18 protein-coding genes are annotated in these 17,306 nt (G+C 67.0%); 5 read left to right on the top strand and 13 right to left on the bottom strand.

All coding sequences use genetic code 11. The annotated features are described in order from the left end of the window. Positions 1–26: 26 nt before the first annotated feature. Positions 27–974 carry an ABC transporter ATP-binding protein gene (locus ABIC32_RS00785; protein WP_354071661.1) on the top strand — a complete coding sequence of 316 codons (948 nt, stop codon included), beginning with the start codon at positions 27–29 and terminating at the stop codon, positions 972–974. Then, positions 971–2,329 (top strand): ABC transporter permease, encoded by a 1,359-nt coding sequence (locus tag ABIC32_RS00790; protein WP_354071663.1) that lies wholly within the window; start codon positions 971–973, stop codon positions 2,327–2,329. The genes ABIC32_RS00785 and ABIC32_RS00790 overlap by 4 nt, the downstream gene beginning before the upstream one ends. Positions 2,330–2,494: 165 nt before the next feature. On the opposite strand, the gene rpsU is transcribed toward ABIC32_RS00790, so the two are convergent. Beyond that, positions 2,495–2,737: a 30S ribosomal protein S21 gene (rpsU, locus tag ABIC32_RS00795; RefSeq protein WP_026108547.1), complete on the bottom strand. Its 243-nt coding sequence runs from the start codon at positions 2,735–2,737 to the stop codon at positions 2,495–2,497. Between the two features lie 188 nt (positions 2,738–2,925). Here rpsU and ABIC32_RS00800 point away from each other — a divergent pair, with 188 nt between their 5' ends. Beyond that, positions 2,926–3,573, top strand: coding sequence for a COQ9 family protein (locus ABIC32_RS00800; RefSeq protein WP_354071665.1), 648 nt, complete (start codon positions 2,926–2,928; stop codon positions 3,571–3,573). On the opposite strand, the gene ABIC32_RS00805 is transcribed toward ABIC32_RS00800, so the two are convergent. From ABIC32_RS00805 to purE, 4 genes are read right to left on the bottom strand one after another with little or no spacing between them, the layout of a single operon-like run. Beyond that, the gene (locus ABIC32_RS00805) at positions 3,570–3,818 is read right to left on the bottom strand and encodes a hypothetical protein (protein WP_295172307.1); all 249 of its coding nucleotides are present in this window, start codon (positions 3,816–3,818) and stop codon (positions 3,570–3,572) included. The two genes, ABIC32_RS00800 and ABIC32_RS00805, sit on opposite strands and share 4 nt — an antisense overlap. Positions 3,819–3,820: 2 nt before the next feature. Beyond that, on the bottom strand, positions 3,821–4,051 hold the full coding sequence (locus ABIC32_RS00810; protein WP_354071668.1) for a hypothetical protein: 231 nt from the start codon (positions 4,049–4,051) through the stop codon (positions 3,821–3,823). A 42-nt stretch (positions 4,052–4,093) separates the two neighbouring features. Next, positions 4,094–5,176 carry a 5-(carboxyamino)imidazole ribonucleotide synthase gene (locus ABIC32_RS00815; RefSeq protein ID WP_354071670.1) on the bottom strand — a complete coding sequence of 361 codons (1,083 nt, stop codon included), beginning with the start codon at positions 5,174–5,176 and terminating at the stop codon, positions 4,094–4,096. Beyond that, positions 5,177–5,668, bottom strand: a complete 492-nt coding sequence (gene purE, locus ABIC32_RS00820; RefSeq protein ID WP_354071672.1) for a 5-(carboxyamino)imidazole ribonucleotide mutase — start codon at positions 5,666–5,668, stop codon at positions 5,177–5,179. 183 nt (positions 5,669–5,851) lie between these two features. On the opposite strand from purE, the gene ABIC32_RS00825 reads away from it, so the two are divergent. Beyond that, on the top strand, positions 5,852–6,415 hold the full coding sequence (locus ABIC32_RS00825) for a GGDEF domain-containing protein (protein WP_055804230.1): 564 nt from the start codon (positions 5,852–5,854) through the stop codon (positions 6,413–6,415). Positions 6,416–6,437: 22 nt separating this feature from the next. On the opposite strand, the gene ABIC32_RS00830 is transcribed toward ABIC32_RS00825, so the two are convergent. From ABIC32_RS00830 to ABIC32_RS00845, 3 genes are all read right to left on the bottom strand, one after another. Then, positions 6,438–8,240, bottom strand: a complete 1,803-nt coding sequence (locus ABIC32_RS00830; protein ID WP_354071674.1) for an autotransporter domain-containing protein — start codon at positions 8,238–8,240, stop codon at positions 6,438–6,440. Between the two features lie 114 nt (positions 8,241–8,354). Then, the gene (gene serA / locus ABIC32_RS00835) at positions 8,355–10,247 is read right to left on the bottom strand and encodes a phosphoglycerate dehydrogenase (RefSeq protein ID WP_502909300.1); all 1,893 of its coding nucleotides are present in this window, start codon (positions 10,245–10,247) and stop codon (positions 8,355–8,357) included. Positions 10,248–10,368: 121 nt separating this feature from the next. Next, positions 10,369–10,908 carry a hypothetical protein gene (locus ABIC32_RS00845; protein ID WP_055755006.1) on the bottom strand — a complete coding sequence of 180 codons (540 nt, stop codon included), beginning with the start codon at positions 10,906–10,908 and terminating at the stop codon, positions 10,369–10,371. Between the two features lie 187 nt (positions 10,909–11,095). On the opposite strand from ABIC32_RS00845, the gene ABIC32_RS00850 reads away from it, so the two are divergent. Continuing rightward, the gene (locus ABIC32_RS00850) at positions 11,096–12,019 is read left to right on the top strand and encodes an Hsp33 family molecular chaperone (RefSeq protein WP_055755007.1); all 924 of its coding nucleotides are present in this window, start codon (positions 11,096–11,098) and stop codon (positions 12,017–12,019) included. A 37-nt stretch (positions 12,020–12,056) separates the two neighbouring features. Here the strand turns inward: ABIC32_RS00850 and phoB are convergent, their stop codons facing one another. From phoB to pstC, 5 genes are all read right to left on the bottom strand, one after another. Next, complete coding sequence (phoB, locus tag ABIC32_RS00855) at positions 12,057–12,749, bottom strand: phosphate regulon transcriptional regulator PhoB (RefSeq protein ID WP_017505977.1); 693 nt, start codon at positions 12,747–12,749, stop codon at positions 12,057–12,059. Positions 12,750–12,769: 20 nt separating this feature from the next. Continuing rightward, entirely contained in the window at positions 12,770–13,495 is a 726-nt protein-coding gene (gene phoU / locus ABIC32_RS00860) for a phosphate signaling complex protein PhoU (RefSeq protein WP_017505976.1), read from the bottom strand. A 4-nt stretch (positions 13,496–13,499) separates the two neighbouring features. After that, the gene (pstB, locus tag ABIC32_RS00865) at positions 13,500–14,300 is read right to left on the bottom strand and encodes a phosphate ABC transporter ATP-binding protein PstB (RefSeq protein ID WP_502909306.1); all 801 of its coding nucleotides are present in this window, start codon (positions 14,298–14,300) and stop codon (positions 13,500–13,502) included. Positions 14,301–14,451: 151 nt separating this feature from the next. Further along, complete coding sequence (gene pstA / locus ABIC32_RS00870) at positions 14,452–15,756, bottom strand: phosphate ABC transporter permease PstA (RefSeq protein WP_284877948.1); 1,305 nt, start codon at positions 15,754–15,756, stop codon at positions 14,452–14,454. Beyond that, on the bottom strand, positions 15,749–17,179 hold the full coding sequence (gene pstC / locus ABIC32_RS00875) for a phosphate ABC transporter permease subunit PstC (RefSeq protein ID WP_055755010.1): 1,431 nt from the start codon (positions 17,177–17,179) through the stop codon (positions 15,749–15,751). Before pstC ends, pstA begins: the two co-directional genes overlap by 8 nt. Positions 17,180–17,306: the final 127 nt, after the last annotated feature.

The raw sequence follows: 17,306 nt of genomic DNA on the forward strand, positions 1-17,306 counted from the left end.
CTGACGACAGGGACATGGGAGGCGACATGGCGGCGTTGACGCTGGATGGGGTAAACAAGCGATACGGCGATTTCCACGCCGTGCGCGATCTGAGTTTTCAGGTCGAGAAGGGGTCGATCTGCGGCTTTCTGGGGCCGAACGGGGCGGGCAAGACCTCGACCCTGCGGATGATCCTGGGGTTGCAGCCGGCGACGTCGGGGCGGATCGAAATCCTGGGCGCCGACGACGGGCGCAAGGTGCGCGATCGGATCGGTTTCCTGCCCGAGGAACGCGGCCTCTATAAAAAGATGACGCCGGTCGAGGCCATCGCCTTCTTCGGAGCGCTGAAGGGCCTGCCGGTCGCCGAGGGCCGCAAGCGCGCCAAGACCCTGCTGGAGCAGCAGGGGCTCGGCGAGGCGCAGAAAAAGAAGATGAAGGAGCTGTCCAAAGGGATGGCGCAGAAGGTGCAGCTGATCGCCTCGGTCGTGCATCAGCCCGAGTTCGTCATACTGGACGAGCCCTTCTCCGGTCTGGACCCGATGAACCAGCAGGGCCTGGAGGCGATGATTCGCGGGCTGGCCGCGAACGGCGCCACGGTGCTGTTCTCCACCCATGTGATGCAGCATGCCGAGCGGCTGTGCGACAAGGTCGTGCTGCTGGCGCGTGGCAAGAAGGCGTTCGAGGGGACGGTGGATCAGGCCAAGGCCACCTCGCCGCGCTTCCTGGATCTGGACGGGGCGATCAGCGCAGACGCCGCCGCCGCCCTGCCCGGCGTGGCGGGCGTCGAGACCCTGTCCGACGGGGATGGCGTGCGTCGCCTGAAGATCGCCCTGGCGCCCGGCGCCGGGGGTCAAGATACGTTGAAGACGGCCTTCCTGAACGGCCTGGACGTGCGGGGCTTCGCGCTCAAGGAGCCGACGCTGCACGACGCCTTCATCGGCCTGACCGGCGACCATCCCGACCAACCCGTCGCATCCGTGGAGGCTGTCCGATGAACCGCACGCTGCTGATCGCGCGACGCGAATATGTCGCCTATGCCAAGACCGTCGGCTTCTGGCTGTCGCTTTTGGCCTTCCCCCTGTTCGCCGTGCTGGGCGGCGGCATTCCAGCGCTGATCAAGGCCTCCGAGCCGATCAAGTCGGTGGCGGTGATCGAGGAAGGCCCCAATGCGACGGGTCTGGCCGCCGCCGTGCGCGCCTCTCTGCAAGCGGATGTGGATCGTCAGAACGAGCGCCTGCGCGAAGCCGCCGAAAAGGGACAGGCGGGCGCCGGGCGCGCCGTCGCCTCCATCACCGGCCCTAAGATCCGTCTGGTCGACGCGCCGCCCGCCATCGCCGACGCCGTCGGACCGGCCCGTGACGAGGCGATCCGCAAGGCGCTGGACAAGCAGACCTCGAAGGCCAGGCGCCTCGACGCCGTGGTCTTCCTGAGCCGCACGGATGGCAAGCCCGGTGCCCAGGTCTGGACCGCGCGCGCCACCGACAACGACGTCTCCGGCTTCGTCCGCAATGCGCTCCGGGATGCGCGGCGCACCGAGCTTTTGACCGCCGCCGGGGTCGCCCCCGCCGTGGCGCAGGAGGTTCAGACCTTCCGGCCCGAGGTGAAGTCCTTCTCGCCCAGCGCGGCCAGCGGGGGTGAAGTGTCGATGCGTGACCGGATCCCGTCCTTCATCGGCCTGGGCGTCGGCTTCCTCTTGTGGTCGCTGGTCATCACCGGCGCCTCCATCCTGCTGAACAGCGTGATGGAGGAGAAGTCGAACAAGATCCTGGAGGTGCTGCTGTCCTCGGCCTCGGCGACCGAAATCCTGACGGGCAAGGTACTGGGCGTGGCGCTGCTGACCCTGACGGTCATGGGGGTCTGGGGCGGGATCGGGGCCTTCACCCTGATTTCAGCCTCGCCCCAGACGGCCGCGACGGTCGGACAGGTGCTGCTGCACGACGGCCTGATCTTCTATTTCATCGCCTATATGGTCGGCGGCTACCTGATGTATGCGGTGCTGTTCGCAGCCATCGGCGCCTTCTGCGAGACGCCGCGCGACGCCCAGACCCTGATGGGGCCGATCATGATGATCCTGGTCGTGCCGATTTTGGTCATGCAGATGGCCCTGACCAGCCCAGATGCGCCGGTGGTCAAGGTTCTGTCCTGGATCCCCTTCTTCACCCCCTTCCTGATGAGCGCCCGCGCGCCCAGCGATCCGCCGCTGGTGGAGGTGATTCTGACGCTGATCGGCATGTTCGCGACCGCTGCCTTCATGGTCTGGATCGCCGGGCGGGCCTTCCGCGCCGGCGCGCTGTCAGACGTAAAGCTGAGCTGGAAGAGCTTCGGCCGGGCGATTACCGGACGGGCGTAGGCGGCACGGTTGTCACCTCCCTATCGCGTCGCGATGGGGAGGTGGCGCGGCGCTTCTTCTGTGGGACTTCATGAGTCCTCCACCACGCTCCGCAGAAACGAAACGCAAAGAAAAAGGCCGCTTCCCGAAGGAAGCGGCCTTTTTCTTTCGGCCTTCGCCGGGGTCTTAACGACCGCCGGGAACGCGCGGCTTCGGCGCGGGCAGCAGGCCCTCGCGCTGCATGCGCTTGCGCGCCAGCTTGCGGGCGCGACGGATGGCTTCGGCCTTTTGACGGGCGCGCTTTTCCGAGGGCTTCTCGAAGTGCACGTGGCGCTTCATTTCACGGAAGCTGCCCTCGCGCTGCATCTTCTTCTTCAGGGCTTTGAGCGCTTGGTCGACGTTGTTGTCGCGAACGAAAATCTGAACCAGGTTAAACTCTCCTTTGGCCGCCCGCCGCGTCCTGTGAGGGAGACGGGCGAACAAAATAAAATCGTCTTCCGACAGCCGGGCTCTCGGATGAAGGCGCGCTGATACACGAGCCGCCTCCTTCTGTCCAGATCGTCGCGACCATTCTTCAAGGCTCGAAACGCCATGACGACCGGCGTATGATCGCCCTTATGACCGAGACGACAGACTGGGCCGACCGGACCGAACAGACCGTGCTGGACGCCGCCATAGCCCGCGCGCCCGCCCTGGGCTGGAACGCGCGTCTGGTGCGAGAAGCCTGCGAGGCGTGCGGCCTGTCACAGGGCGACGAGGAACTGCTGCTGCCCAACGGCGCGCGCGATCTGGCGGCCCTGCTGTCGCGTCGCCATGATACGCGAGCGCTGGCGGCTCTGGGTGAAATCGACGCCCAGTCGCTGAAGATTCGCGAGCGAATCGCTCGCGCCGTGTCCGAGCGGATGGAGGCCGGCGCCGCCGACCTGGAGGCCACGCGTCGCTGCGCCGCCTTCCTGGCCCTGCCCGTCAACGCCGACCTGGGCCTGAAACTGGCCTGGGAGAGCGCGGATCATCTGTGGCGCTGGGCCGGGGACGAGGCGACCGACTGGAATCACTATTCGAAGCGGACGATCCTGTCGGGCATCCTGATTCCCGCCCTGACCCTGCGCTGGTTCGACGGCCGCGACGCGGCCGAGGCCTTCGTCGCCCGCCGGATCGAAAACGTCATGGCCTTCGAGAAGTGGAAGGCCGGCAAGGACTTCGACGCGCCGTTCCGAAAGGTCAGCGATGCGCTGAGCCGCATGCGCTATGGGGCGAAAGCCTAGACCTTGGCGGAGCGAAGCTCGGCGCGATTGTCACGCAGCGCCTGATCGCGACCCGATTGATGGCCGAGTTGGTAGACCCCGACGCCCAGGATCAGAACCGCGACGCCAAGTATCGCGCCTGCCAGCACGCGTGAGTGACCCCCGCTTGAGGCCCTTGGGTCTGCGGGCGCGCTGTAGGCAGCCGCCGATGCACTGATCAGGGCCAATGCCATCGCCATCATAAACAGAACCATCGGGGTGTTCATGTTCAGACGCTATTGGTGATTGCAGACCGATTATCACGCTCGGCGGCGTCTTTTCCCAAGCGTCCACCAAGATCCACGCTCGCTACAATCAAGACCAAGGCGGCCGCGGCCAAAGACACGCCAAACGCACCGACACGCGACGATCGACGGGGACTGAGCGCGCCGATCACCCCAGCAGCGGAGGTGACCAGCAGAAGCGCGAGTGACAGCATCAGCGACAGCGACAGCGACATGGGTCGACCATGACGCAAGTTGCGTTCAGCGCAACTCAAATATCAGCTGGCGCCCAACACCCGGTTCACATGCGCCATCTTGCGGCCGGGGCGGGCCTCGGCCTTGCCGTAGAGGTGCAGGCGTTCGTCGGACTTGGCCGACAGCTTGCGCCAGTCCTCGACATCGTCGCCCAGCAGGTTTGTCATTTCGATGCGGGCGTGGGCCGTCGTGGGGCCGAGCGGCCAGCCGGCGACGGCGCGGATATGCTGTTCGAACTGGTCGCAGACGCAGCCGTCCTGGGTCCAGTGGCCGGTGTTGTGAACACGCGGTGCGATCTCGTTGACCAGAAGTACGTCGTCTCCGAGGTCGAACAGTTCGACGCCCAGAACGCCGACGTAGTCCAGCCCGTCCAGGATCGCCTCGGCGATGGCGCGGGCGCGAACTTGGGTTTTCTCGTCCACAGCGGCGGGGGCCAGGGTGGTGCGCAGAACGCCGCCTTCGTGGCGGTTCTCGCCCAGCGGATAGACCGCCATATGGCCGTCCCAGTCGCGTGCGGCGATGACCGACAGTTCGCGCACGAAGGTCGCCTTGGCCTCCAGGATGGCCGGACGACCGCCCAGGCTTTCCAGGGCGGCGGGCGCGTCCTCGATGGAGTAGATCCAGACCTGGCCCTTGCCGTCATAGCCTTCGCGGCGGGTCTTTAGCAGGGCGGGAAGGCCCAGTTCGGTCAGGCCGACGACCAAGTCGTCCAGCGTGTCGACGACGGCGAAGGCGACCGTCGGGGCGCCGACGGCGTTCAGGAAGGTCTTTTCATCCACCCGGTCCTGCGACACGCGAAGCGCCGTCGGTCCCGGCGCGACGAGGGCGCCGGCCTCGGCCAGACGCTCGATGGATTCGGCCGGCACGTTCTCGAACTCGAAGGTGACGACATCGGCAGCGCGGCCCAGCGCCGACAGAGCCTTGGGGTCGTCATAGGCGGCGACGATCTGGCGCGCCGAAACCCGGCCGGCCGGGCTGTCGGCCTCGGGGTCCAGGATCACGACGTCGAAGCCCAGGCGCGAGGCGGCCTGGCTCAGCATCCGGCCCAGCTGGCCTCCGCCGATGATGCCGAGGGTCGAACCGGGGGGAAGCGGAAGATCAGGCACTCAGTCCTCGACGGTTTTTGCGACGGATTCGGTCTGGGCGGCGCGGAAGGCGGCCAAACGTCCGGCCAATACCTCGTCCGACAGAGCCAGTATCTGGGCGGCCAGAATGCCGGCGTTGGCGGCCCCCGCCTCGCCGATGGCCAGGGTTGCGACCGGAACGCCGGCCGGCATCTGAACGATCGACAGCAGACTATCCATGCCCTTCAGCGCCTTGGACTGGACCGGCACGCCCAGCACCGGCAGTTCGGTCATGGAAGCGGCCATGCCCGGCAGGTGGGCGGCGCCCCCGGCCCCGGCGATGATGACCTTGTATCCGGCGGCCTTGGCGCCCGTGGCGAACTCGACAAGGCGTTGGGGCGTGCGGTGGGCGCTGACGACCTTGGCGTCCCAGGCGACGCCCAGTTGATCCAGGCGATCGGCGGCCAGCTTCATGGTCGGCCAGTCGGACCGGCTGCCCATGATGATCGCCACCGGGGTTTCGGAAGTCGCCATGTCTGCAAGGCCCCTCGCGGAAAGGCGCCGGTTACAGCACGCGGGTGACGCCCGCAACCGCAACACCGTGATTTCAGCCGCGTTGGCCCGTAATGTCGGCCTTCAATGTCGGCGGATCACGCTCTACCATCGTTCGACCGCGCGACGCAGACTGAGTCGCGCCTTCGGAGCCATTCCTGCGCCGTGACCGACGTGGCCGAACACGACCTGACCGCCGAGATCGCGCGCCTGCGCGTCGAGCTGGAAGCGTGGAAGACGCGCGCCGCGGCCGCCGAGGCCGCCGCCGATCACGATGTGCTGACCCCCGCCCTGAACCGGCGCGGCTTCATAACGGCGATGCAACGGACCATGGCCTATTGTCAGCGGCACGGGGTGCCGGCGGTGCTGCTGTATCTGGATATGGACGGGTTCAAGAGCGTCAACGACAGCCTGGGCCATGCCGCCGGCGATGCAGCCCTAGTCGCGGTGGCCGAGCTGTTCCTGGCCAATCTGCGCGAGTCGGATGCGGTGGGCCGGCTGGGCGGGGACGAGTTCGCCCTGCTGATGTTGCACGCGGGCTACGAAGAGGGCCGGGCCAAGGCGCGTCAACTGGCCGAGGCGCTCAAGACCGAAGGCTTCGTCTGGGACGGCCAGAAGACTGAACTGGGCGGCTCTTTCGGGGTGCGCGCCTGGGACGGCCATACCGACGCCGAGGTCTGGCTGACCGAGGCCGACGCCGCAATGTGGGTGAGGAAGAAGGGGCGCTGAGGCCCCTTCCCGCCCCTGCCGCTTAAAGCGGCAGTTTCAGCTGAATGCCGCCCATGTGGCTGTCGGCGTGGTCGCCGAAGCGGCCGCGATAGCCGACCGTCACCTTGACCGGGCCGAGCGAACCCTCGACGCCGGCCGAGGCCAGGAACTGGCCGCCGAACGGATCGTCGATCTCGCGCGACAGCACCTGGGCCGGGTTGTTGTAGAGACCGACGCGCACCGGATCGGAGGTGTCGTCCAGGGCGTCGCGGTAGCCCCCTTCGGCGAACAGGCCGAACCCGCCCATTTCAGCCTCGGCGCGCAGGGCGACCTCGCCGGTCAGGGCCTTCACGGTGCGATCGCCGTACTGATACTGGGCGCCGACGCCCTGTTCGTAATAGCCGTCCACGTCGCTGGACACGTAGGCGAGGGCCGCACGGGGCGACAGGGCGACGCCGCCCATGTCGAACCACATGCCGCCTTGCAGACGCGCGCCGCTGCTGAGCGCGCGGGTTTCGGCGGTGTGGACGATCGGCGCCAGGCTGGTGGTGCGTTCGATGTCGTCGATGTTGTCGCGCGCCAAGCCGACGGCGGCGTTGACGAAGACATCGCCCGAGCGCCAGCCGCCATAGACGTCCAGGCCGAAGCTTTCGACGTTGAACTGCAGCGCTTGGCTTTCGACGTCGGTGTTGCGCGCCGTGCCGGCCAGACCGAAGCGCCAGTTGGCCGAAGGTCCGGCCTCAAGCGCGATACGGGCGCCCCAGCCGTCGCTGGACGAACTGGTGACCGAGCCGCGCGCGTCGGTGTCGACGCTGTCGATCAGGGCCGAAGTTGTGACGGACACGCCGGCCTCCCACGGCTGGCGACCCGACAGGGCCTCGCCGGCGGCGTCCAGGGCGTCCTCGCGGTGACGATAGGCCGTCTCGCCCTGCAAGGTCGATTGAGCGCCGATGTCGCCATAGTAGAGGTAGTCGGTCGCCAGCTGGGCGATGATCCGATGGCCCGCCGCGGTCGGGTGCACGCCGTCGAAGTAGAAGTAGCTGTCCGGGTTCGTGCAGACCGTCACGCCGTTGAAGCAGGGCTGGGTGATGTTGGTGATGCCGAACAGGCCCGGATTGCCGGCCAGGGTGTCACCGATCTTGAACAGGTCCATCATGATGATGTTGCTGCCTGGGCGGGCGGCGGCCGTGGCGGTCAGATTGGTCTGAAGCGCCGTGTTGAAGGTGGTGACGGCGAAGTCGGCCAGGGGCGCGGCGGTCGTGCCGCGGAACTGAGGCGTCAGGCTGAGCTTGGGCAGGTTGGTGACCAGGATGGTCCCGGCCCCCGCGCCCGCCACGGTGTTGACCAGGCTGTTGATGTTGGCGGCGGCCGTGGTTGCGACCGGGGTGATGGCGGCGACCGGGCTGGCGGAAGCGCCGGCTGCGGGCAGACCCTGGAAGATGTCGTTGGCGCCGCCCAGGACGCTGACCAGGTCCGTCGAGCTGAATCGGCCGCCCGCGGCGGTGTAGCGCGACAGCTGGTTCAGCATGCCGAACGGCACGCCGGCCGAGGCGTCGGTGCGCGAGCCGCCGAAGGCGTAGTTGATGCTGCCCGTGACCGAGCCGTTGAAGTTGGCGGCGTTGAAGCCCAGCAGTTCGACGAAGGTCGGCCCGTTTGAGAAACGGCGCGCATAGGGCGGCGACGGAGGCTGGCTCCCGCCCGAGATCAGAAACAGGTTGCCGTTGTCGCTAAGGCTGTCGCCGAAGACGACGAGACGGTTGTAGGTCTGGGCCGAGGCCGAGCCGGCAGAGGCGCAGGCGGCGAGCGCCAGAGCGGCGACGGCGCCGCCGGTGATGAAGCGTGACATGAAATTCCTCCCGCAGCCGTCGTTGCGCGGCCGTTCGACGTGAGGATGCGCCAGTTCGCGCAGAGCGCAAGATGCCGCGAGGTCAGCTTTGAGAAGATATTTGCGAGCGACGTATCACTGCAACGTGCGGAACTTCAGCGTGCCCGGCACCGTCTTGAGTTCGCGTAGCGCCTCCGGGTCGTAATCGCGGTCCACGTCTGTGATGACATAGCCCGTGCGCTCGTCCGTTTTCAGGTGCTGGCCGAGGATGTTCAGGCCCGCCGACGCCAGGGCGCGGTTCAGTTCGGCCAGGACGCCCGGCTGGTTCCTGTGGATGTGCAGGATGCGGTGGGCGCCCGAAACGTCGGAGAGCTGGACGTTGGGCAGGTTGACGCTGAAGGTCGTATCACCCCGGTTCAGATAGCCCAGCAGGCGTTCGGCCGCGAACTCGGCGATGGCCTCCTGCGCTTCTTCGGTCGAGCCGCCGATGTGCGGCGTCAGGATCATGTTGGGCAGGCCCTGAAGCGGGCTCTCGAAGGGGTCGGCGTTGGTGCGCGGCTCTTCGGGGAAGACATCGACGGCGGCGCCGGCGACCCGGCCAGAGCCGATCGCCTGGGACAGGGCGCCGACATCGACCACATGGCCGCGCGCCAGGTTCAGGAACAACGCGCCTTCCTTCATCCGGCCGAACTGGGCCGCACCGAAGATGTTGGCGTTCTCCTTGCGGCCATCGACATGCAGGGTGACTACGTCGCTTTCGGCCAACAGCGCGTCCAGCGAGCGCATGCGGCGCGCATTGCCCAGGGCCAGGCGCTCGGACAGATCATAGAACAGCACCCGCATACCTAGGTTTTCGGCCAGGACCGACAGCTGGCTGCCGATCGCGCCGTAGCCGACGATGCCCAGGGTCTTGCCACGCAGCTCCTTTGAGCCGGTGGCGGACTTGTTCCACTTGCCGACATGCATGGCGGCGGACTTGTCCGCCACGTCGCGCATCAGAACGATCATCAGGCCGATGGCCAGTTCGACCACCGAGCGGGTGTTCGAATAGGGGGCGTTGAACACCGCCACGCCGTGATCCGAGGCCGCGTCCAGGTCGATCTGGTTGGTGCCGATGCAGAAGGCGGCGACGGCCATCAGCCGATCGGCCTGTTCCAGCACGCGGCGGCTGACCGTGGTCTTGGAGCGGATGCCCAGGACATGGACGCCCTTGATGGCGGCGATCAGATCGTCCTCGTCCAGCGCGCCCTTCTGGGTTTCGACCGAATAGCCCGCCTCCTCCAGCCGCTCGACGGCGGCGGGGTGGATGTTTTCCAGGAGCAACATCTTCATGCGGCTGCGAGGGAAGGACCAGCGGCCGACAAGGCCTTCGGCATGCAGCACCTCGTCGAGGGACGCGGCCTCGGCGTCCGCGACCTGGACCACCGGCGCGCGGCGCACGACCTCGGTGAAAGCGTAGAAGGCGTCGGCGGCGCCCGCGATCTTGACCTCGGCGTCGTTCCAGCCGTCGCCCACCATGACGACACGACCCGACAGGTTCAGGCCGTGAATGGCGGTCGGCTTGCCATTGGCGTGCGACAGCGGGTTGGCGTCGTCGACGCCGACCACGCGGTCGTCCGCGTCATAGACCAGATCGTTGCACAGCACGCGATCGGGAGAGACGCCCAACTCTTCGGCGACGGGCGCAATCACCTCGCGGAAGCCGCCGGAGAGGATGACAACCTTGCCCTTGTTCTGCTGGAAGAAGTTCAGGTTGCGCCGCACCGACGCCGTCAGGTGGTCCGACGCGCTCTGGGCCAGGGCGGCGACATGGGCGCGGGTCAGCGGAAGCAGAGCCAGCCGGCGGCGCAAAGCGTCGCCGAATTCGACCTCTCCGGCCATGGCTTGATCCGTCAGGGCGGCGATCTGGGCGCGCGTATCGGCTGCGCCCGGCGCATCCGCCAAAGCGATGTCGGCCAAAGCCTCAAGGGTCTCGAAATCGACCAGGGTCGAATCGAAGTCGAAGATCAGGGTGGGGCGCGCGCTCATGGGCGGCGTCTTAGCGGCCTTCGCGCCTGCGGCAAAGCCGAGCGATGCTGCTCACTGTGGGCAGATGCGCTAAAAGTTTGCCGCCCGCCGCGATTTTCACCGGGCGAGCGGCACGAAAATATCAGAAGCGCGCGATGCGACGCACGTGGCTGTCGGGACGACGGCTTTCGAGAACTGCTGCGCCGACGGCTGCGGCGATGGTCGCCACCGCCAGCAGCGCGCCGCCTTCGCGGGCGTGGTCACGCGCATATTGACCGGCGTCGTCAGCATAGCGGCGCGCCGTCTTGCCATGCTTCTTCAGCGCCTTCTTGCCGTCCTTGCGGGCCGAACGGAACCAGTCGTCGGCCCGGTCGCGCACGTCATAGGCGGTGTCTGCGGCGCGGTGGCGGGCGTCGCGCGAAAGCGCGCCGGCGCGTTCGCCAACATCCTCGGCGCGGTGGCGGAAGGCGTCCACGGCGTCATGGAAACGGTCGCGCAGTTCAGACGTATCGACCCAGCCGCGCGGGTCGATACGCGACTTGATGCGCTGGTAACGGGTGGGGCCGCTGCGTTGCGTCAGATAGACGACGGCGACAGCGCCGAGCGCGACTGCGAGGAGGCTGCCGGCGGTGATGCCGGGGTGTTTGCGAATCTCTTCGATCGGATCGATGTCGCGGATCATCGGCGGAACCTCTTCAGTTATTGGCGTCATGAACGGAGCGACGGCTCCGCTTGAGCCAAAAGAGCGATCCGCGCCGAAATCGGTTCCGTCGCCCTCCCCCAGACCCCGCGGATTAGCCCCCTTATCAAGCCGCCCGCGGGCGCCTACATAGCCGCGATCCCGAAATGACGCCCCAAAGGACCTCGCCGTGACCGATCACGCGCCCAACATTCCCGTTTCCGACGATCTGGCCGCCGCCTTCCAGATCGAAGGCTGGCCCGTGCGCGGTCGCCTGGTTCGTCTGGGCGCGACCATCGACAAGATCCTGGCCGCCCACGCCTATCCCGAGCCGGTCGCCGCCCTGTTGGGCGAGGCCTGCGCTTTGGCGGCTCTGATCGGCTCCAGCCTGAAGTTCGAGGGTCGCCTGCTGGTCCAGGCCCAGGGCGACGGCCCCGTGCGCTATGTCGTCGCCGATTACGGCACCGACGGCTCACTGCGCGGCTATTGCCGCTACGACGAGGCCGAGGTGGCCGAGGCGTCGCAGGGCTTCGCCCGGCCCGGCGCCCGATCGCTGCTGGGCCAGGGCGTCTTTATCATGACGCTGGATCGGGGCCCCGACTTCGAGCGCACCCAAGGGATCACGCCGATCGAAGGCGAGAGCCTGTCGCTGGCCGCCGAACACTATTTCCAGCAATCGGAACAGGTGCCGACCAAGGTGCGTCTGGCCGTCGGCCAGGTTCAGACCGAGGCCGGATCGCAGTGGCGCGCCGGCGGCGCGATGATCCAGATCATCGCCGGCGACGAGGCCCGCGGTTCGACCGAAGAGGTCTGGGACCGCACGCGGGCCCTGTTCGGCACGCTGGGCGATGACGAGCTGGTCGATCCGACGATCTCGCCCGAAACCCTGCTGTTCCGCCTGTTCCACGAGGACGGCGTGCGGCTGGAGGGCGCACGAGAACTGACGGCCGTCTGCCGTTGCTCGCGCGAACGGATCGCCTCGGTCCTGGCCTCGTTCGATCCCGCCGAGCGCGCCGACATGTTGGAGGACGACGGCAAGATTCGCGTCACCTGCGAATACTGCGCCACGGTCTATGCGCTGGACCCCGACGAAGTGGTCGCAGAGCAGATTTGAATTGCAAAGGGCGGCTCCGAGAGCCGCCCTTCTTCTTTTAGCCTTCCAGATCCAGCGAATAGCCAGCCGAGCGGACCGTGCGGATGGGATTGGCGCTTTCGTCGGCGATGGCAAGGGCCTTACGCAGCCGCCCGACGTGGACGTCGACGGTGCGCGCCTCGACATAGACGTCCGAGCCCCAAACCGCGTCCAGCAGCTGCTCGCGGCTGAACACCCGTCCGGGGTGCTGCATGAAGTGGTCCAGAAGGCGGAACTCGGTCGGGCCCAGATGGACCTCCTTGCCGTTGCGCTTCACCCGGTGCGAGACGCGATCGACAACGATGTCGCCGTGGTTCAAACGGTCGTCGGCCAGGCCTGGACGAATGCGGCGCAGGACGGCGCGGATGCGCGCGATCAGCTCGACCATCGAAAAGGGCTTGGTCAGATAGTCGTCGGCGCCGGTGTCCAGACCGCGAACCCGGTCGCTCTCTTCGCCACGCGCCGTCAGCATGATGATCGGCAGGTTGCGGGTCTCGGCCTTGCCGCGAATGCGACGGCAGACCTCGATGCCCGACAGCTTGGGCAGCATCCAGTCCAGCAACACCAGATCGGGCAGACGCTCGTCGATCTGGAGCATGCCCTCCTCGCCGTCGGCGGCGACGGCGACGTCGTAGCCTTCCTTTTCGAGATTGTACTGAAGAAGGGTCGCCAGCGCGTCCTCGTCTTCCATCACAAGGATATAGGGCTGCACGTCGGGTCTCCGGTCTCGGGTCAGTGCGTCGAAAGGTTGGGCGTCGGATCGGAATCTTCAGCCGTAGGCTGGGCGCGCGGGCGTTCGCCCACGATGTCTTCGCCCGTGATCTCGTAGTGGACGGTTTCGGCGATATTGGTCGCGTGGTCGCCGATCCGCTCCAGGTTCTTGGCCATGAACAGCAGATGGGTGCAGGCGCCGATCGTGCGCGGATCGCCCATCATGTAGGTCAGCAGTTCGCGGAACAGGGCGTTGTAGTGCTCGTCGACCTCGTCGTCGGTCTGCCAGACGGCGACAGCGCGATCGAGTTCCGAGGCCGTATAGGCGTCCAGCACATCGCGCAGGCGGGTCGAGACCAGCCGGCCCATCCGCTCGATCGAACGGGTCAGGGGCTGCATCGGCTGGGCTTCGGCCAGGATCAGCGCGCGCTTGGCGATGTTCTTGGCCAGGTCGCCTGTGCGCTCCAGATCGGTGGCGATTTTCATGGCGCCCAGGGTGCGGCGAAGGTCGCTGGCGACCGGCTGGCGCAGGGCGATCAGGCGGATCGCCTTCTTCTCGATATCGCGGTGCAGGGCATCCAGCTTCAGATCGCGTTCCACCACGGCGCGGGCCAGGGCGATGTCGCGCCGGGCGACGGAGTCGATGGCGTCCGCGACCTGGGCCTCGGCAAGGCCGCCCATGCGGGCGATCTCGGCCGTGATCTGGTTCAGTTCGTCGCCATAGGCTTTGACGGTGTGCTGGTTCATCGGATTAGCCGAAGCGTCCCGTGATGTAGTCGAGCGTGCGCCGTTCGCGCGGATTCTGGAAGATGTCTTCCGTATCCCCGGTCTCGACCAGACGGCCCATGTGGAAGAAGGCGGTGCGTTGCGACACGCGCGCGGCCTGGGCCATCGAGTGGGTGACGATGACGATGCAGAACCGCTCGCGCAGTTCGTCGATCAGCTCCTCGATCCGCGCCGTGGCGATGGGGTCCAGCGCCGAACAGGGCTCGTCCATCAGGATGACTTCGGGGTTTACGGCGATGGCGCGGGCGATGACCAGACGCTGCTGCTGACCGCCCGAAAGTCCCATGGCCGACGATTGCAGGCGGTCGGCCACCTCTTCCCACAGGCCGGCGCGCTTCAGCGCCTTTTCAACGACCTCGTCCATCTCGGCCTTGGACGACACCAGGCCGTGGATCTTGGGTCCGTAGGCGACGTTTTCGTAGATCGATTTCGGGAAGGGGTTCGGACGTTGGAACACCATGCCGACGCGGGCGCGCAGAAGCACCGGGTCGATGGAGCGGTCGTTAATGTCCTCGCCGTCCATAGCGATACGGCCCGTGACCTTGGCCCCGGCGATGGTGTCGTTCATGCGGTTCATGGTCCGCAGGAAGGTGGACTTGCCGCAGCCCGACGGGCCGATCAGAGCCGTGACGGTCTTGTCCGGAATATCCAACGAGACGTCGTAGAGCGCCTGTTTGCCCTCATAGAAGACCGAGACGTCGCGCGCGGCGATCTTGATCGGACCGACGGACGGGCTGTCGACCACGGCGGGGCCCGACCGGGGCATAGCGTCCTCGACACGCGGTTCGGCGGCTGCGCCCTTGGACGGGGCGATCTCGGGCAGGACCTGACCGCCCATGCGCGGCGCTTCGGTCGGATCGACCGAGCCGGCGCCGGTCTGGTCCTCGGCGGAGCGGAAAATACGGAATTTCATTCTCTTACCACCGACGCTCGAAGCGCCGCCTCAGGATAATGGCCGCCGCGTTCATGATGATCATGAAGACCAGCAGGACGATGATCGCCGCAGCGGTGCGTTCGTGGAAGGCCCGCTCCGAGGCGTTCTCCCAGATGTAGATCAGCGAGGGCAGCGCGCCGACAGGCTGGTCGATGGCGTGCGGCACGCCCGGCACGAAGCTGACCATGCCGATCAGCAGCAGCGGGGCGGTCTCGCCCAGGGCGTGAGCCATCGAGATGATGGCGCCGGTCATGACGCCGGGCATGGCCAGCGGCAGGACGTGGCTGAACACCGTCTGGGTCTTGGATGCGCCCATAGCCAGGGCGGCTTCGCGGATCGACGGGGGCACGGCCTTCAGCGCCGAACGGGTGGCGATGACCAGGGTCGGCAGGGCCATCAGCGCCAGGACCAGACCGCCGACGATGGGGCTGGCGCGCGGCAGATGCATCCAGTTGATGAACAGGGCCAGACCCAAGAGGCCGTAGACGATCGACGGCACGGCCGCGAGGTTGTTGATGTTGACCTCAATGATGTCGGTCAGCTTGTTCTTGGGTGCGAACTCTTCCAGCCAGATGGCCGCGCCGACGCCCAGCGGAATGGCGATCAGGGCCGTGACCATCAGCATCAGGGCCGAACCGACCACGGCGCCCAAGACGCCCGCCAGCTCCGGCTGCGTCGAATCGCCGTTGGTGAACAGGGCGGTGTTGAAGTGCGAGCCGATCACGCCCTCGGTCTGCATCCGATCCAGCCAGGCGATCTGCTGGTCGGTCAGGCGGCGCTGATCCTCGGGCGTGTCCCTGGAGATTTCGCCTTTCAGATACAGATCGGCGTCGTCGGACAGCGGCACGGCCAGGGGCACGGTCTCGCCGATGACTTCGCTGCGCTTGGCCACCAGATCGGCGGCGACGAACTTTAGCTCCGACGAGAACAACCGCTTCATCTGCGCGGCTTTGGTCCCGGCCGCGTCGTCCGCAATGCCCATGCGGGCCAGCTGCTGCTCGGCGGCCAGTTGCTCGAAATTGGAGCCCTGCGGGTAGGCGCGGTCCACACGCGCCGGGTCCATGAAGACCGGCACGGTGACGGTGTGGGTGTAGAAGGCGGTGTGGCCCTGCTCGACGATGCGGACCAGCAGCACGGCCAGGAACAACATGGCGGCCGCGATGGCCAGGCGGCCATACCATTTGAAGCGCGTTTCCTTGGCGTGGCGACGCTTCAGACCGGCCCGCAGGCGGTCGAGACGTCCCTTGGCGGCCGCGCCGTCGATCTGATCGGGGGTCGCGTCAGTCATATTGTTCCCGATAGGTCTGCACGATCCGGTGGGCGATGATGTTCAGCATCAGGGTCACAAGGAACAGGGTCAGGCCCAGGCCAAAGGCCGACAGGGTCTTGGCGCTGTTGAACTCCTGGTCGCCGGTCAGCAGGGTCACGATCTGCACGGTGACGGTGGTGACGGTGTCCAGCGGGTTGAAGGTCAGGTTGGCGGCCAGGCCCGCGGCCATGGTCACGATCATGGTCTCGCCGATGGCGCGCGACACCGCCAGCAGCAGGGCGCCGGCGATGCCCGGCAGCGCGGCGGGCAGAAGAACCCGCTTCACCGTCTCGGACTTGGTCGCGCCCATGGCGAACGAGCCGTCACGCAGCGACTGAGGCACGGCGTTCAGAATGTCGTCGGACAGGGACGACACGAACGGGATCAGCATGATGCCCATCACGGCGCCGGCCGTCAGGGCCATCTGGTTCTGAACCAGGGCCAGGTATTGACCCAGCCCGTCCAGCGGTCCGCCGATCAGGAAGAGGCCGATCTCGTTGAAGAAGACCCGCAGCAACGGCCCGACGGTCAGGGCGGCGAAGAAGCCGTAAACGACGGTCGGCACGCCGGCGAGAATCTCCAGCAGCGGCTTGATCACCGCGCGGGTCGTGCGGCCGGCGTATTCCGACAGATAGATAGCCGACAGCAGGCCGATGGGCGCAGCGACGCACATGGCGATGACCATGATTAGCAGGGTGCCGGCGAACAGCGGCACGGCCCCGAAGGCGCCCGACGACCCGACCTGATCGGCGCGGATAGCGATCTGCGGGCTCCATTGGGTGCCGAACAGGAAGTCGAGAACCGGCACCTTCTGGAAGAATCGGAAGCTGTCGAAGGCCAGGGAGGCGATGATGCCTAGGGTCGTCAGGACGGCGATGGCCGAGCAGACGAACAGGGCGCCGTAGATCCAGCCCTCGACCCGGTTGCGGGCGCGCGTCTGAGGCTTGATCTGCGTCAGGGCGAACAGGCCGCCTAGGATGGCGGCCAGGATGGCGGCGACACCGCCGCCCCACGACAGGGTGCGTTCGATGCGAACCATGCGGCGCGCCTCGACCGGCAGCTGTTCGGCCAGCGGGCGTTCCCAAATCTGGAGCGCGGCCTCTCCGCGACCCACGCGGTGGGCGTCGGCGAAGAAGGCGTCGCGGCGGAACGGCTCCAGCGCCGCGACCGCATCAGGCGTACCGACCGCGGTCAACTGACGCTGAAGCGGGGCGGCGAAGACCGAGGCCAGGATCAAGACCAGAAGAGCCGGCGCGGCGACCCAGATCAGCGCATAGGCGCCGTGCTGGCCGGGGCGGGAATGGGGTTTTGCGCCGATCGCACGACGACGCGCCAACGTGCGTCCGCCCAAGAAGGCGGCCGCACTCAAGGCGACGAGGATCAGCAGATAAATCCAGATCATTCAGAAGTCCGAAGCGCCGTGCGCGAATCGACGACGGTCCTGAACATCGGGACCAACGCGGCGCGACTACTGCCTGCGAATGGTCAGCGGATTACGACGGGTCGATGACAGTTGGGTGACAGCGACC

Source organism: Brevundimonas sp. 1080 (genome assembly GCF_040545985.1).
Lineage (GTDB): Bacteria > Pseudomonadota > Alphaproteobacteria > Caulobacterales > Caulobacteraceae > Brevundimonas.